Source organism: Alkalihalobacillus sp. BA299 (assembly GCF_017745675.1).
GTDB lineage: Bacteria > Bacillota > Bacilli > Bacillales > Bacillaceae_F > Alkalihalobacterium.
Genome location: NZ_JAFLJM010000005.1, coordinates 96,762 through 113,930, shown reverse-complemented (window position 1 = coordinate 113,930; position 17,169 = coordinate 96,762). Strand labels below are relative to the sequence as shown.

14 protein-coding genes are annotated in these 17,169 nt (G+C 37.7%); 1 reads left to right on the top strand and 13 read right to left on the bottom strand.

What is annotated here, in order from left to right; all coding sequences use genetic code 11:
- Nucleotides 1-32: 32 nt before the first annotated feature.
- The 4 genes from J0N78_RS08330 to J0N78_RS08315 all read right to left on the bottom strand — a co-directional run bounded on the left by J0N78_RS08330 (nt 33) and on the right by J0N78_RS08315 (nt 4,026).
- Nucleotides 33-1,079 (bottom strand): NAD(P)H-dependent glycerol-3-phosphate dehydrogenase, encoded by a 1,047-nt coding sequence (locus J0N78_RS08330; protein ID WP_209122580.1) that lies wholly within the window; start codon nt 1,077-1,079, stop codon nt 33-35.
- 97 nt (nt 1,080-1,176) lie between these two features.
- A complete protein-coding gene (gene plsY, locus J0N78_RS08325) occupies nt 1,177-1,785 on the bottom strand; it encodes a glycerol-3-phosphate 1-O-acyltransferase PlsY (RefSeq protein WP_209122579.1) in 609 nt (202 codons plus the stop codon).
- Nucleotides 1,786-1,891: 106 nt separating this feature from the next.
- Nucleotides 1,892-3,205 carry a ribosome biogenesis GTPase Der gene (der, locus tag J0N78_RS08320; RefSeq protein WP_209122578.1) on the bottom strand — a complete coding sequence of 438 codons (1,314 nt, stop codon included), beginning with the start codon at nt 3,203-3,205 and terminating at the stop codon, nt 1,892-1,894.
- A gap of 200 nt (nt 3,206-3,405) precedes the next feature.
- Complete coding sequence (locus J0N78_RS08315) at nt 3,406-4,026, bottom strand: YphA family membrane protein (protein ID WP_209122577.1); 621 nt, start codon at nt 4,024-4,026, stop codon at nt 3,406-3,408.
- 120 nt (nt 4,027-4,146) lie between these two features.
- Here J0N78_RS08315 and J0N78_RS08310 point away from each other — a divergent pair, with 120 nt between their 5' ends.
- The gene (locus J0N78_RS08310; protein WP_209122576.1) at nt 4,147-4,281 is read left to right on the top strand and encodes a YpzI family protein; all 135 of its coding nucleotides are present in this window, start codon (nt 4,147-4,149) and stop codon (nt 4,279-4,281) included.
- Nucleotides 4,282-4,461: 180 nt separating this feature from the next.
- On the opposite strand, the gene fni is transcribed toward J0N78_RS08310, so the two are convergent.
- From fni to J0N78_RS08265, 9 genes are all read right to left on the bottom strand, one after another.
- Nucleotides 4,462-5,520, bottom strand: a complete 1,059-nt coding sequence (fni, locus tag J0N78_RS08305) for a type 2 isopentenyl-diphosphate Delta-isomerase (RefSeq protein WP_209122575.1) — start codon at nt 5,518-5,520, stop codon at nt 4,462-4,464.
- A 3-nt stretch (nt 5,521-5,523) separates the two neighbouring features.
- Nucleotides 5,524-6,672 (bottom strand): 30S ribosomal protein S1, encoded by a 1,149-nt coding sequence (rpsA, locus tag J0N78_RS08300; RefSeq protein ID WP_209122574.1) that lies wholly within the window; start codon nt 6,670-6,672, stop codon nt 5,524-5,526.
- A gap of 101 nt (nt 6,673-6,773) precedes the next feature.
- Nucleotides 6,774-7,361 (bottom strand): lysophospholipid acyltransferase family protein, encoded by a 588-nt coding sequence (locus tag J0N78_RS08295; protein ID WP_209122573.1) that lies wholly within the window; start codon nt 7,359-7,361, stop codon nt 6,774-6,776.
- 5 nt (nt 7,362-7,366) lie between these two features.
- Nucleotides 7,367-8,038, bottom strand: a complete 672-nt coding sequence (cmk, locus tag J0N78_RS08290; protein ID WP_209122572.1) for a (d)CMP kinase — start codon at nt 8,036-8,038, stop codon at nt 7,367-7,369.
- Between the two features lie 152 nt (nt 8,039-8,190).
- Nucleotides 8,191-8,859 (bottom strand): flagellar brake protein, encoded by a 669-nt coding sequence (locus J0N78_RS08285; RefSeq protein WP_209122571.1) that lies wholly within the window; start codon nt 8,857-8,859, stop codon nt 8,191-8,193.
- Between the two features lie 93 nt (nt 8,860-8,952).
- Entirely contained in the window at nt 8,953-10,305 is a 1,353-nt protein-coding gene (gene ypeB, locus J0N78_RS08280) for a germination protein YpeB (RefSeq protein WP_209122570.1), read from the bottom strand.
- 19 nt (nt 10,306-10,324) lie between these two features.
- Nucleotides 10,325-11,344, bottom strand: a complete 1,020-nt coding sequence (gene sleB / locus J0N78_RS08275) for a spore cortex-lytic enzyme (protein WP_209122569.1) — start codon at nt 11,342-11,344, stop codon at nt 10,325-10,327.
- Nucleotides 11,345-11,677: 333 nt separating this feature from the next.
- A complete protein-coding gene (gene metH / locus J0N78_RS08270; protein WP_209122568.1) occupies nt 11,678-15,124 on the bottom strand; it encodes a methionine synthase in 3,447 nt (1,148 codons plus the stop codon).
- Between the two features lie 127 nt (nt 15,125-15,251).
- Entirely contained in the window at nt 15,252-17,105 is a 1,854-nt protein-coding gene (locus J0N78_RS08265; RefSeq protein WP_209122567.1) for a bifunctional homocysteine S-methyltransferase/methylenetetrahydrofolate reductase, read from the bottom strand.
- Between the last annotated feature and the right edge of the window lie 64 nt (nt 17,106-17,169).

Genomic DNA, 17,169 nt, shown 5'->3' with positions numbered 1-17,169 from the left:
CATGACTACTCATAAATAGGAAAAGCGGCCCGCTAAGCATTACCATTACTAGTATTAGGAAGAAGACCTGATAAGTCCTCTCCTTCATGCTTCTTTACACGGCCCATTAATTCTTCAACTGCGTCTTCAGGTTTTTTACCATTGAATAATACATCGTACAATGCACTTGTAATGGGCATATCAACATCAACCTTTTTTGCAAGTAGATGCGCAGCCTCTGTCGTTCGTATTCCCTCAACGACCATCCCCATATGTTCAAGTACTTCATCGATCGATTTTCCTTTACCTATCATGTTTCCCGCTCGCCAATTTCGACTATGAACACTCGTGCAAGTTACAATAAGATCACCTAATCCAGATAGTCCTGAAAAAGTTAATGGGTTCGCCCCTAATTTAATTCCAAGCCTTGCAATCTCCGCTAACCCTCTTGTCATAAGAGCTGCTTTTGCATTATCTCCAAATCCTAGACCATCAGTTAACCCAGCACACAATGCTATTATATTCTTGAGTGCTCCTCCAAGTTCCACACCAATTAAATCAATATTTGTATAAACACGAAAACTTTGGTTCATAAATAAATCTTGAACATATTCAGCGGCATCCATATTTATTGACGAAACGGTTACAGTCGTAGGCTGTCTGCAACTAACTTCTTCTGCATGACTAGGCCCCGATAAGACGACAACAGGGTTTGGATATTCTGATGTTAACTCCTCTTCAATCATCTCAGAAATTCGCTTTGATGACGATGGTTCAATCCCTTTACTCGCATGAATAATTGGCACGCCTACCCGTATATGAGGAAGAATTGCTTTTACAACCGTTCGTATTGATTTCGTCGGTACAACGAGTAAGATGGCCTCACTCTCAAATAAAGCCAATTCGATATTTGTGAATGCTGTAATATTTTGAGGGAGATCCACCCCAGGTAAATACTGTTTATTTGTATGCAGTTCATTGATTTCTGTTACTTGATCCTCTCTTCTTGCCCAAAGACGAACGTTATGACCATTATCAGCTAAAACCATTGCTAAAGCTGTACCCCAACTCCCTGCACCTAATACTGCTATTTTTGACATATAACAACCCCCCTAACATTCAAATCCGTTGAACTAAGTCGTAAAGAGAGGGAGAAAAACGTAATCTCTCCCTAGCTATGAATGTTATTTTATAATATCAACTTGTCGCTTTTTTACCTAGTTTATTTTCTTTACCTTGGAAAAGGCGAACAACATTTTGACGATGTCGCCAAAATGATAAGATTGTTACAACCAAGCTTAAATAAAAATAGGCCATTGGGTACTCATATATGTTCGATAATGCTATCGTAGCAATCGTTGTAGCTACCATAAACAATAATGAGCCTAGAGAAACATACCGAGTTAAAGCAATACTAACGATTGCAATTACTCCACCAATTAACGCTGGAATAAAAACGATGGCAGCCATAACACCAATTGTAGTCGCAACACCTTTCCCACCACGAAACCCATAATAAATAGGCCAGTTATGTCCGAGTATTGAAGCTAGTCCAGCTAGAGCAGGTGCCCAGCCAGGACCGACAATCCATAATGTGACTAAAACAGCAAAGATCCCCTTAGCCATATCTAATAATAAAACTGTAACTGCTGGACCTACACCAAGTACGCGTAATGTATTCGTCGCTCCAGCATTACCACTACCATGTTGACGGATATCAACTTTTTTAATCTTTTTCGTTATAATATAACTAAAACTAATTGAACCAATTAAGTAAGAAATGACAATTGCAATAAAAATTTCCATTCAACTCTCCCCTACTAACGATAAAGTGAAACAACACGTGAGGTATCCTTTGTAGTCTTACATTGTAGTTTAACTGCTATTAAACTACAGAGAAAATCAGAATTCATCAATCACTTTTCTTTCGAGCGAAAATTTTAATTGGTGTTCCTTCAAATTCAAATGTTTGTCTTAAACGATTTTCTAGAAAACGTTGATAAGAAAAATGCATTAGCTCAGGCTCATTCACAAAGAAAACAAAAGTTGGAGGACCTACAGCTACTTGAGTCGCATAATTAATTTTCAGACGCTTTCCTTTGTCCGTCGGTGTTGGATTCATCGCAACAGCATCCATAACCATATCATTCAACACACTTGTAGGTACACGTAGGTTGTGGTTTTCTGACACTTTTTGAACCGTTGGCAGTATATGTTGCAGCCGTTGTTTTAGCTTCGCTGAAGTAAACAAGATTGGCGCATAACTTAAAAATAAAAAGTGATCACGAATTTTTTGTTCGAAATTTTGCATCGTCTTGTCATCTTTCGCAATCGCATCCCATTTGTTAACAACAACAAGAACTGCTCGACCTGCTTCGTGGGCATAGCCAGCAATTTTTTTATCTTGTTCGATAATACCTTCCTCAGCATTTAACACAACAAGAACAACATCTGAACGTTCAATTGCCTTTAAAGACCTAAGGACACTATACTTTTCTGTTGTTTCATATACTTTTCCACGCTTTCTCATTCCAGCCGTATCGATCAACACATATTCTTGACCATCTCTTTGGAATGGAGTGTCTATCGCATCCCTAGTCGTTCCTGGAATATTGCTAACAATGACTCGCTCTTCACCAAGTAATGCATTGACTAACGAAGATTTCCCTACATTCGGACGACCAATCAAAGAAATACGAATAGTATCTTCATCATATGGATCTTCTTCTTCATCCGGAAAATGTTTAATTACTTCGTCGAGCAAATCGCCTAGCCCTAAACCGTGTGACCCAGAAATAGGTATAGGATCCCCTAGTCCCAAAGAATAAAATTCATAAATTTTCTCTCTTTGTTCTGGATTATCAATTTTATTCACACCTAAAACAACAGGTTTTTTCGACTTAAACAACATTTTGACTACTTCTTCGTCAGCACCTGTAATTCCTTCTCTTCCGTTTACAATAAAAATAATTACATCAGCTTCTTTTATCGCTAGTTCAGCTTGTGCACGCATTTGAACTAATAATGGTTCATCACTAAGCTCAATTCCACCGGTATCGATTAAATTAAAGTCGCGATGTAACCATTCACCTGAACTATAAATTCGATCACGAGTCACTCCCGGCATATCTTCTACAATTGCAACTCTTTCTCCAACAATTCGGTTAAAGATCGTTGATTTTCCTACGTTAGGACGTCCAACAATGGCAACCACTGGTTTGGGCATATCCTCACTACCTTTCTTTCTATAATTGCACTTACGAATAGTGTTGTATTGTAATTGTCCTACGGATGATTTTGGTAACACAACTAATCTATTCTAACAAATTTACACACCATTCGACAATTAGATTATTTTTTTCACACACTGATATAAAGGAACGGCCTCTAATATCATAAGTTCAAGTAAGACATCCACTAATAGTATTAACGAAAAACACGGATATCTTTCCCTCTCGTCGTAGGTAGTTTTTTTACATAATGACTCATATACTCACAGAATTGCTCAAACATGTGCCAACTAATAATAAACACACAAGAAAACGCAATTAAATCAAAGAAAGTACCTGTTCCAATCGTTTGTACCCCATAAATGGTCGATAGAAATTTTTTAAACAAAAATTCACCTTGAATAAGACCTGACATCGAGATTGCAAGTCTCCCACGGAAATCCTTAACTAAAATAATTGTTACAATAACAACTAAAGTAGAAATAACCCACCTTTTATCAACGATTAAATACATTACTGGATCATAAAGTTCTATTAAATGAAGGCCTGCAAATAAAAATGTAATAATCATGGAAATAAATAGCAAATATAAAATCGTCAATGACTTATATTTTGATAAACACCAATAACAAAGAAGCGCTGCTATCATATAACCTAAAGAAACTTTGTATATAGCAACGGAAATATATTTATTAAATACAATTATGAGAACGAGTAACCAAAAGGCTAACCACGTACGTTTTTTAGATTTTTTTAGATAAAAGGTACATATTATCCAGCTTATCCACATAAACCAAATAAACCAAATCCCCTCCATGCGCTCACCACCTTATCTTTAACATTATGTACAATTCTAAAAATACTAATCATCGATGTATAAAATAAGACAGTCTGTGAGACACTACACAAGATTCATAGTAAGAAGGAGGAATAGTAAATGGGAAAAGATCGTCAAGAGACAAAACTAAGGAAGTCTAATAAAGTCGAACTTGACCGAGATCAAGATTTAAAGTATAGCGGCGCAACAAAGCTAGAAGGGCCGGATGAAGCACGAAAACGCCAACGAAGCTGACAGAAAGAATAATTTTTATCAAAACCTTCAAAGTAAAAAATTATAACGCGACTACTAACGTCCTAAGTGAAGTAAACCACTTGGGACGTTTTTTGATAGCAGACTACTATTACGGCTTTTGAATTTTCCTATGCAAAAAAGAGACTGAATCAGCCTCTTTTCTGCTTGTCTTCAATTTGATTACCTTCTACTGTATTCCTCTGTTGCAAATCCTCTTTGCTTCAGCCAATGGTCTGTTGGACCACTAATGACAAGGGGAACCTTTTGCAAATCAGCAATCGTATTCACACCAAGCGCTGTCATTAACATTCTAATTTCTTGATGCATATCTTCCAGTTCTTGAACGACACTTTCTTCACCTTGATCGATTAAAATTTTCAAGAGAAAACCAGCTAATCCTGTAGCTGATGCACCTAGAGCAATCGACTTGACGATATCAAGAGAATTTTGTATACCACCTGAAGAAATGACATTCAAACCTGGCTGACTTTTTACGACTTCAACGATAGAAGCTGTTGTTGTGATACCCCAATCATTAAAAAAACGAAGCGCCTTTTCACGTCTCTTATTTTCAATTTTTGAAAAGTTAGTACCCCCAAAGCCACCAACATCAACAACAGATACGCCAACATCAGCTAATTTTTTAGCTGTTTCTTTACTCATCCCATATCCGACTTCCTTAACAATGATAGGAATGGGTAGTGCATGAACGATTTTTTCAATTCGGTCAAGAGCTCCTATAAAACTTCTGTCACCTTCAGGCATAACCAGTTCTTGCACGACATTAAGATGAATTTGGAGCGCATCGGCTTCAAGCATATCTACAGCGACCTTTGCTTGTTCAACCGTTGCTTCACTACCTAAATTTCCAATCACAATTCCTTTAGGATTTACTTTTCTAACAATACTGTATGTATCTTTTTCTTCATCATTTTTGATAGCCGCCATTTGTGATCCAAGCGCCATACCAATATTTGCAACTTTTGCAATTTCAGCTAATCGCTTATTTATTTTTTTCGTACGGTCCCCACCACCACCGGTCATTGCATTGATAAAAATCGGCGAACTCATAGTAAGTTCGCCGACATTTGTAGAGATATCAACACTTTGGGTGCTACTATTTGGTAGGCTTTGGTGAACAAGCTGAATATCACTAAACCCATGAGTTCTTTCTTGTCCTGTTTCTATCGCATGAACAAGATGTTCATTTTTTCTGACTGAACGAAGTGTCAATATCATCACCTACGACTTATACTTTTTTAATTGATCTCCAATCATATCACCTAAAGAGAACCCCGAATGTTCCTCTTCCTGTTTTGTATATTGCTCTGGGACTTCTTCAACAGCATCATCCTCAAGAAGAGCACGAATACTTAGAGAAATTCGTTTTTCACTAATATTAATATCGAGAACTTTCGCCTGTACTTTCTCACCTTCAGTCAGAACTTCCTGAGGTGTACCAATGTGTCGATTTGCAATTTGTGAAATATGAACAAGCCCTTCTACACCAGGAGCCACCTCAACAAATGCACCAAATGAAACGAGACGTTTAACCGTTCCTTCGATAACATCACCTGGTTTGACATCATTAGCAACTGTTTCCCATGGACCTGGTAAAGTGTCCTTTAGTGAAAGAGATACTCTCTCTTTTTCTGGATCCACAGATAATACTTTCACCTTTACTTGATCTCCTTCTTGAACGACATCAGAAGGTTTTTCTACTCGGTGATGAGCTAGTTGCGAAATATGTACAAGTCCGTCAACTCCACCTAAATCAACAAATGCACCGAAGTCTGTTAAACGTTGAACGGTACCTTGTACAACGTCACCTTCATTTAATGAATTTAGAACCGATAACTTCTTAGCGTTTACTTCTTCATCTAACACTGCTCGTTGTGATAAGATTAATTTATTGTTTTCCGGTTCCATTTCTACAACTTTAAGACGGAGAGTGCGCCCTTTATAATCAGAAAAATCTTCTACGAAGTGTCTTTCAACTAAAGATGCAGGAATGAAACCTCTAACACCTACGTCGACGACAAGTCCACCTTTAACAACGTCTGCAACTTGTGCCTCAATTGTTTCTTTATTATTAAATTTTTCTTTTAATTCTACCCAAGCCTTATCAGCTTGAACGGCACGTTTAGATAATACAAGTTCATCATCTTGTAACTTTATAACTTTTAACTCAACTTCATCTCCAACGTTTAAAACATCACTTACCTTTTCGACGTGAAGGCTTGACAATTCACTAATTGGAATAATGCCATCCACCTTAAAACTAACGTCTACAAAAGCTTGTTTATCCTCTACTTTTGTAACTTTTCCAGTTATAGTGTCACCTACGTTAAAAGACTTAATTGTCATTTCACTGTTCATTTCTTCCACCATTGACGATTGCCTCCTTCAAAGTCCTCTGCATTGGGACGATAATTACTAATTTTTTATTACACCTTTCACTAAGTGAAAGAGCTGTGCCAAGAAAAAAATCTTTATTGTGATTTATGTTTATGTAATAACTCTCCAATTGCCTTCATAATGTAATCTGTTACATCACCTGATGATGCTTTTGCTGCACGTAAACTTTCCATTTCTAGCGGTTCTCCGTAGATCACTCTTAATTTACTATAGGGTTTGTAAGATCCGATAATTGCACAAGGAATAACAACAGCATCAGAGCGTAAGGCAAAAAAGCCAGCTCCGGCTAACCCTTTTCCAAGTTTCCCATCTTTGCTTCTTGTTCCCTCTGGAAATAGTCCAAGAGCACCACCGTCTTTTAAGACCTTCAATCCAAGTTTTAAAGCTTGCTTATCTCCAGATCCTCTTTTCACAGGAAATGCACCTACAGCAGAGACTGCACGACCGAGTACAGGAACCTTAAACAGTTCTGCTTTTGCCATGTAATGAACTTTTCTTGGAACATACGAACCTAAAAAAGGAGGATCAAAGTTATGAATATGATTACTACAGAGTATAACTGGACCTTCATTAGGTATGTTCTCTAATCCTATCGTTTCTACTCGGTATGTTGCAGAAAAAAACGTTCTACACAAACCGCGGCCTAATACATATAAATCCATTAAATTCAGAACCTTTCCTCAACTAAATGTAAAATATTGTCCACTACTTCAGGTATTGTCATATGAGTTGAATCGATAACAACAGCATCTGCAGCTTTCTGTAATGGCGCAAACTCACGATTGGAGTCTAATTCATCACGACGAGCAATTTCTTTTTTCAATTTTTCAAAATCAGAGGGAAATCCTTTTTGAATGTTTTCTTCATGTCTTCTTTTTGCTCGTTCTTCAACTGATGCTGTAAGAAAAACTTTAAGTTCAGCTTGTGGTAGAACAAAAGTACCAATATCTCTGCCATCCATAACGGTCCCACCATTTCCCGCCATTTTCTGTTGCTGCTTAACCATCTCTAATCGGACTTCTTCATGACCAGCTACGATTGATACTGTATTCGTAACTCCACTTGACCTAATCTCTTCTGTTACATCTACATCATTTACGTACACGAGAGTTCCAGCTGAAGTAGGTTTAAGAACAATTGAAATTTGATCAAGTAATTCCCTTAATTTTTCTCCATCTGCAGGATCAACCGAACGTTCCAATGCAGTGTATGTCAATGCCCGATACATTGCACCCGTGTCAATATATAAATACGCTAGCTGTTCAGCTACCATTTTTGCAACAGTACTCTTCCCAGCTCCAGCTGGTCCATCAATTGCAATATTTCTTTTTCGACTCATAAAACACCTCTACTACGATCTCTGTCAGTTATTCATTTGTTGTACCAATAAAGGGAAAATAATCTAATATCACTATCATATCATACCATATTGAGCCAACAAAGGTCTAACTATTCCAACTAATTAACAAATCTTCTTAATATTTTTACAGACTATTGATCTCGCTTCATCACTAGTTGTTTTTCAAAACAAAAGCGGATGACTTTTTGTCGATCTTGGTCTTTTATATCAACGAACTGTAAAGAAACACGATCACTTGCTTCAGGATGTGTTTTAAAAACTCGTATAATCTTGCAAATCGTTGGAATATAATGGATTTCTCCAGATTGCATATGAAGAACAAACCAACAATGAATTTCCCCACTTTCTGGTAATGTTTTTCCTGATGGTATAGTAACTGCTGCCCCTCCACCACTAATATCCATTGTTAACGCTACAAAAGGACTAAATGAAACACTTTTTGGATGGAGAGCGACATCTATAGATGTATTTATCCGGACGTAATTCCTTCTTTGGATCCTAATATATGTTTCAATCCCTGGGTCAGAAAGAATAAGCATAGGTATATTTCCTCTTTTTCGACCTTGTAAAGCAGTTTCAAAAGAATAAACCGCTTCATCTTTTCCTACATACCATGCGTTAAATTGAAATCCCTCGTAAAAAAAACCTAACTTACCAGTAGTTTCATTAATCGGATGATCTATAATTAATGAATTTTCCCCTTTATCCACTAAGCGACACTTAAAGTAATTATTTTTACTATCTGATTCCTCTAATTCGTTCTTAGGTTCTAGATGTATCGTTGTTCCTATTTCTATCAACGGAAAAAATCCTCCTAATATGTATGTTTCTCCTTTTATTATTGCATGAATTTAGAAAAAGAAGAAGCAAATAATCGCTTCTTCTTGTAAAAATTATGCAAAATCATATACCGGTTCTGCATGTTTCATTTTTTCGACTAACTCCTCTTCACCATCATCCGCATTGATAAATATACGGAATGTATTATCTTCAAGGACGCCATAAAACTCATAACACAACACTTCTTCCCCTAGCTCATTTTTAATGATGGCTACATGATCCTCCATCACTTGAATACGAGGATTTAATGATTTTTTAGCTTCTTCCATCGTTAACTTTGGATCTTCTACCTTACGCTTTTTATGGTTGAGAAGATAATCCTCTCCTTCATAGGCAATTATATCTCCATCATCAAGCGCCACTTCTATAATGACAGAGTCAGCATACACTCGAATATTATCGATTAAATATGAGAATTGGAATACTCCAATATTACTATACTGTTTACTATCGACGAGCTGCATGCCATCAATATCATTTTTCTTAAGAAATTCTTTTGCTTTTTCAGCTGCCTCATTTAGACTTAAATTTTCTTCTTTGATTTCACGAGACTGTAATGCCCAAACTGGATGGCCACCCTTTTTAGTAATGTCCAAAAAGAAATTTGCCTCATGCTCAGGGTCATCAATCGTTATACTATAAGCTGAATAGGCTAAACCTTTACCCGTTTCATCAATATGAACAGGTGCATTTTCATCAAGTCCTAAAAATTGAAGCGCTTTTTGCTTTGCTTCTTCTTCTGTAATGTCTTTGCCGTCTAATTTATCAGCTAAATCCTCATCGTTTTGAACGCCTAATTGTGAAAATCCAGCACCCCACTCAACTTCATCGTAGCCCTTTACTTTTTCGTTAACAAGATGAAACCCATCAACTACTGCATTATCGAGTGGTTCGTCTTCAGCCATTTCTTCTTTTTCTAAATCAAGCCAATGTAAGCCTTGTTGAAGAACCGTAGCTTGTGTTTTTCTGAGCTGCTGTTGAATATCTCGAGAGCATTCGTATAATTCTTTTAATGTTTCATATTCCTTATCGGTTATTGGAGATTTTTCTAAATCACGCACTGATGTTTTATAACTAAATGTCCCCAATTTATATAAGAATTCTTCCGTATCCGTAAAATCGACAAACCCTAGTGGTAATTGTCCTAATTCTTCATGAGCTAATGATGTCACTCTCCAAACATCAGCAAGTTTAGGTGAAAGCTGCCTTTGTGTATTCATCGCAAGGACCGTTCCCAAATTATCTTCTAATTGGTCAATATGAAAAACTAAATCATGAAAGGCTCTTTGATAATTGTTTTCTGCACTTTGAACAAGCACTTGGTTTTGTTTATTTTCTTGAAAACCCCAATACGCTGTACCTATTAAACCTACTGCAAGAATACCGATAATAATGGATCGAATCACGTTAAATCACCTCCAAACGTTATTTACAGAAAATATGTTTTCCAATTTTCTTAATTTGTGGTCTTGACCAAATCCATCCTGATGTAGCCGTATCAGGATTAAAGTAGTATATCGCACTACCTGTAGGGTCTTGACCATTAATTGCATCTAATACTGCTCTTCTCGCTGTTTCATCTGGGTCCATCCAAATTTGACCATCAGCAACTGCAGTAAACGCCCTTGGCTCAAAAATAACGCCTGAAACTGTATTAGGGAATGTTGGACTATTAATACGATTTAAAATAACAGCTGCTACTGCTACTTGCCCAACGTATGGCTCACCACGTGCTTCACCATATACAGCCTGTGCCATAATACGAATATCATTTTCTGAAAAGCCATTAGGAACATTCATCGCTTTTTCGATATTCGGATCATCTCCTTGTTCTTCCGGCACTTCTTCATATGGAACAGGCTCTTCTGCTTGTGGATCTTCAGGTGTTTCCGGTGTTGGTGTTCCTGGGGCCGGAGAGTCTGGTGCTTCTGGTGCCCCTGTGCCTGGGCTACCAGATGACCGATCTTCTGGCTGTGCTTGCTGACGAGCCTTTGGGTTTGCTTGCGGCTGTCCTTTTTGCCCTTTTGTATCATTACTTCCTTTTGGCCCTTTTTGAATATGTAGCGGTGTTGTCCCATAATGCGTGAATGAACGCCCTTCATTTAAAGCACGATGAACAAAATCTTTGTCAAAATTTGTAGACCGTTCAAGCATTTCCTTCATTTTGGGACCAACAAGACCATCCACATCGAGTCCGAACTCATTTTGATAATTACGGACAGCCCAATACGTACTCCATCCGTAAACTCCATCAATCCTACTATTATAAAAACCAATGTATTGAAGTCTTGCTTGAAGCTCAACAACATCATTGCCAGTTGCGCCACGCTGGATGACTTGGTCTGTAAATGCTTGAGTTGTTGGCTGTAAAACACCCCCAAACATGATGATAAAGCTTAATATTGAAACAAGGGGGTATTTTAACTTGTTCGCCAATCTCTTCATGATGTTTTACCTCCTTAAATATGTTGCTTTTTCTTGGACATGGATATCTAACCATTTTGTATGGTTATTGTTTGTATTTGACTACTTTTTATACAAATTCACGTAATAAATGACAATGTTAACAATTCTAGTAGGAGGCTTACCTAAAAAATGGTACAAAATAGACATACATTTATAACTGCGGGAGAGTGTTGACTTATCGTATGGAGGAGAGCGAAGTCCACTAGACGCTAGGGACTGAAGCTAGACATCCTCGAAATTTATGCTTTCTTATTCTTTTAAAAAAAAGAATGCCGTTAAACGACATTCTTTTTCTTAAAAAGCTTTCATAATTTATATAGAAGACAATACATTAAAATAGCGTCCTTCAGGATGGGCAAATACCATCGCTGTAACTGATGCTTCGGGTTCCATCATAAATTCTTCTGTCAAATTTATTCCAATTTTTTCAGGTTGAAGCAATTTAAACAACTTTGCTTGATCCTCTAGATTAGGACAAGCCGGATAGCCAAATGAGACTCGCACTCCTTGATATTTAGCTGAAAAACGATCTTCCATCGACATGTCAACTGGATCAGGGAACCCCCATTGATCTCTCATTAATTGATGGGTACGTTCAGCAAATCCTTCAGCTAATTCAAGAGCTGTCGCTTGAATTAAGTGACTAAATAAATAGTCCCCTTCTTCCTTCGCTTTCACCGCTTTATCACGAACCCCGACTCCTGCTGTAACTGCTAGAAAGCCAACATAATCCATTTCACCGCTGTCTTTCGATCTTAAATAGTCTGCTAAGCACAAGTAAGGTTCATGATTTTGACGAGGAAAAGAAAATCTTTCAATTTCCGTTTTTTCATCCTTAGGATCATAAATAATGACATCATTACCGTCACTTTGTGCTGGAAAGAATTGATACATGCCTTGTGCTTGTAATAATCCATTATTCTTTGCTTCAAATAATAAGCTGTCCACTTTGTCTTTGAGAGAATGAGCTTTCTCATCTCCCTCAGCAAGCAACCGGCTTACTTTTCCTTGTAAACCTAAATGCTTTCCGAGTAGCATTTGCAAATTAATATAAGGTTCAAGATGTGAGATTTTGTAATCCTTTAAAATATGCGGTTGTAAATCATTTGGTTTTTTTACTGGGACAACTTGAGACACTTTTGAACGCGGGATCACTGTTTCGACTTTATTTTCATTTCCTGTTTCTTTAACACCCGCTTGCAGCAGCTTCGTTTGTTTTTCTTCTTCAAATTTTTTCAGCTCATCTTCTCTTACAAGTTTGTTTGCTAAATCAAGACCATTCATCGCATCCTTTGCATAAAGAACAACACCTTTATACTCTGGTGAAATACGGTTATCCGTGAACTTACGTGTTAACGCCGCTCCACCGACAAGGATTGGTATCGATATGTTTTGTTCTTTTAAATCTTGTGCTGTAAGTACCATTTGTTGAGCGGATTTAACTAACAATCCTGATAAACCAATCGCATCTGGATTTTCTCTCTTGACCGCCTCAATTAATTCATTAGACGTCACTTTAATGCCTAAATTCACAATTTTAAAGCCATTGTTTCCAAGTATAATTTCAACAAGGTTTTTTCCGATATCATGAACGTCACCTTTGACAGTTGCTAAAAGGATCTTCCCTTTTCCATGATCATCCGATTTTCTTTCCATATATTGCTCTAAAAAGGCAACCGATGCTTTCATTACTTCAGCACTTTGGAGAACTTCGGCCACAATTAATTCATTGTTATTAAACAACCTACCGACTTCATCCATACCATTCATCAACGGACCGTTAATAATTTCTAACGGTTCTGCATATTTTTCTAACGCTTTTGTTAAATCATCGATTAAACCTTCTTTTGTTCCTTCGACAATGTAACTAGCTAACCGCTCTTCTAGCGTTAAGTTTGAAGCTTGAACTTTCTTTTCAACTTTTTTTCCACGATAAAAAGCCGTAAACTCTGCTAATGTTTCATCATTCGTTTCAAATAAAAGTTTGTCAGAAAGTAGTTTTTCGTTTTCTGGTATCGAAGCATATCGCTCAAGTTTTTCTGTATTAACGATCGCATAATCAAGACCGGCTTGCGTACAGTGATATAAATAAACAGCATTTAACACTTCTCTACCGACAGGAGGTAACCCGAAAGAAACATTACTTACCCCTAAAATCGTCAAACATTCAGGAAGTGCTTCTTTAATCATGCGGATCCCTTCGACCGTCTCGTTTGCAGAACCGATATATTGCTCATCACCGGTCCCAACTGGAAATACGAGGGGGTCAAAAATTATATCACTCGGTTGCAATCCATATTTATTAACTAATAAATCATAGGATCGCTTAGCAATCTCTAATTTTCTCTCGGCTGTAACAGCCATTCCTTCTTCGTCAATCGTACCAACAACCACAGCTGCCCCGTAGCGATGAATAAGCGGAACCACTTTCTCGAAACGCTCTTCGCCATCTTCTAAATTAATCGAATTGATGATCGCTTTACCTTGTGAGTATGTTAGCGCCAGTTCAATGACTTCTTCATCTGTCGAATCAATCATTAACGGCACTTTCACCTTGTTCACAACAAACTTTAAAAATTGTTCCATGTCTTCTTTTTCTTCTCGGTCAGGATCTGCTAAACAAATATCGATTATATGAGCACCCTTTTTCACTTGTGAACGAGCAATTTCAGACGCTTCTTCATAAAGGCCATCGGCAATTAAATTTTTAAATTTTCGAGAGCCAATAACATTCGTTCTTTCTCCTACAAATAGCGGTCTCATACTTTCATCATAGACTAACGGTTCAATACCAGATACAGCATGAGGGTGCCCCTCATTTATTTGTCTTGGTTTATAAGCTTTCATTGCTTCGGCCATCGCTTTAATATGGGCTGGTGTCGTTCCACAACAGCCACCCACTAAGTTCAACCAGCCTTTTTCCGCAAACGCGGCTAATTTTTTCGTCAGTGATTCTGGCGTTTCATGATATTTACCATCTTCATCAGGTAATCCAGCATTCGGATAACAACTCACATAAGTTGTAGAAAGGTCAGAAAGTGAGCGAATGTGATCTTGCATAAATTCTGGCCCTGTCGCACAATTTAATCCAACAACCGTAGGAGCCATATGCTCAATGGACAAATAAAATGCCTCAATATTTTGACCAGCTAATGTTGTACCCATTGGTTCAATTGTCCCCGAGACAACAATAGGCAGCTTCACATTTAATTGTTTAAAAGCACGCTCAATTCCTAAATAGGCCGCTTTGACATTTCTCGTATCTTGGCTCGTTTCTAGTAATAAGACATCAACGCCACCTTTAATTAGACCGATGACTTGCTGTTCGTATGCTTCAATCAACTGGTCAAATGTAACCCCACCTGTGACTGATAACGATTTTGTCGTGGGGCCCATCGCTCCCGCAACAAAACGTGGATGTTCTGGTGTAGAATATTCTTCTGCTACTTTTTTAGCAATTTGTGCAGCTTTAATATTTAACTCTTCCGCTAAATGCTGCAAATCATAATCTTCTAAAACAATATTCGTGGCCCCAAATGTATTCGTTTCAACAAGATCAGCACCTGCTGCAAAATAAGCACGGTGAATATGTTCAATCACATGAGGGGCTGTTATATTTAAATACTCATTACATCCTTCATACTCCTCTCCACCAAAGTCCTCAGCAGTTAAGTTCGCATCTTGAAGCATAGTACCCATTGCACCGTCAAGTACAAGGATCTTTTTCTCTAATTGTTGTTCAAACTTGCTCTTCCCCATAAAATCGTTCCTTTCTAGCGTCAGGAGTACTTCCAAAGATTATTTTCAGTATCGTTCTTGTTCAAAACGAGGACAGAAAGACCCGCTGTTTCATGCAGAGATTTCTGTCGGACTTTTGCACAGCCTTTTATATTTGATTTTGCAGTGAATTGCTTTGCTTCACCTGTTCATGTATATACTGTGTTAATGTTACCGTCATTTCATAGCGAAGGAAAGGAGTAATTAAATAAATTCCATTAAAATATTTTATGGCTGTATCAATAAGTGACTTGGCAATCTTTAACCCTTCAAGTTCCGCTCTTTCTTTATCATCACCACAAGCCGCCATTCTCTTACGTATATCATCTGTCAATTTAATCCCAGGTACTTCATTATGAAGAAACTCTGCATTTCTTGAACTTGTCAGTGGCATGATTCCAAGGTAAATTGGTTTATTTATATGACGAGTCGCCTCATATACATCAATGATTTGCTGTTCTGAATACACAGGCTGTGTCATAAAATAATCAGCACCGGCTGTAATTTTTTTCTCCATTCTAATGACTGCTTTTTCTAATGATCTTACATTTGGGTTAAAAGCTGCTCCAACTGTAAAATTCGCTTGTTGACCAAGTGATTTTCCCGAAAATGAAATTCCTTCATTTAGCTGTTTAATTAAAGAAATTAAATCAAATGAGGTTAAATCATAGACCGAAGAAGCACCAGGGAAGTCGCCGACTTTCGTCGGATCACCTGTGATTGCTAATACTTGATTCATTCCTAGTGTGTGAAGTCCCATTAAATGTGACTGTAAACCGATTAAATTTCGATCTCGACACGTTAGATGAACTAATGGTCTCGCACCGGCTTGCGACTGCATCAGTGCTCCTAATGCCATATTATCGACTCTTGGAGAAGCTAATGAATTATCAGCTAGAGTGACCGCATCTACTCCAGCCTCATGTAGAGCTTTTGCTCCATCAAGAAATTTATTCACATGCAATTGCTTTGGTGGGTCAAGTTCAACGATTACTGCCGTTCGCTCGTTTGCAATTTGATCAATCGGCTTTTCGTTTTCGATTCGGTTTTTTCTTACTTGAATGACCATCGGTTTTTTCTTAATATCTTTTTCTGTGATCGGTTCATAGCCTTTTAACGCATTTGCCATGGCACGAATATGTTCAGGCGTCGTTCCACAACAACCACCGAGTAAGCGGACACCTTGATCACGAAATTGCAAGGCGCTTTCTCCAAAATAGTTAGGATTAGACTGATAATAATACCTTCCATCTTCATAGTCCGGCAAGCTTGCATTCGGATAACAAGATAAGTAGGCATCTTTGTACAACGGCACATTTTCTAGAGAGCCGATCATATGATAGGGTCCCATACGACAATTGAGCCCAACGACATTTGCCCCTAAATCAATAAGTGTACGAAGTGCTTCATTCACTGGAGTACCACCATATAAAACACCGATATCTCCTAATGCAACTTGGGCAACAATCGGTTTATCCGTTTTTCTTCTAGCTAATGTAATTACACTTTTTAATTCCTCTAAATTATAAAAGGTTTCAAATAACAAGCCATCAGGATCTCCACCTAATAAAGCATCAAGCTGCTCTTCAAAACTCCGATCAATTTCTTCTGTAGTAACATTTTTCGTTTGCAGGCCAGTAATTCCACCGACTGTAGCGAGTACGTATGCATCGAGGCCTTGAACAGCTTTTTTGGCAATTTCCACACCTTTACGATTTAGCTCTACTACCTTTTGTTCTAAATTATAGTTTGCTAGTTTAATCGAATTTGCAGCATACGTATTCGTCTGAATGACATTTGCCCCTGCTTGCAAATACTCTTGGTGGACTTCGAATACTTTATCTTCAGCACTAATATTCACATTTTCAAAACAGCTTTCTGTAATTCCTTTTGAATAGAGAAGGGTTCCTATCGCTCCATCTCCAATTAATATCCGTTCCTTTAGCTCATTAAGAAAAGCCATAACCTTCCCCATCCTTTTATTTTTTAGGCTCTGTTAAAGTAGTGTTGATTATCAACAAAGTACT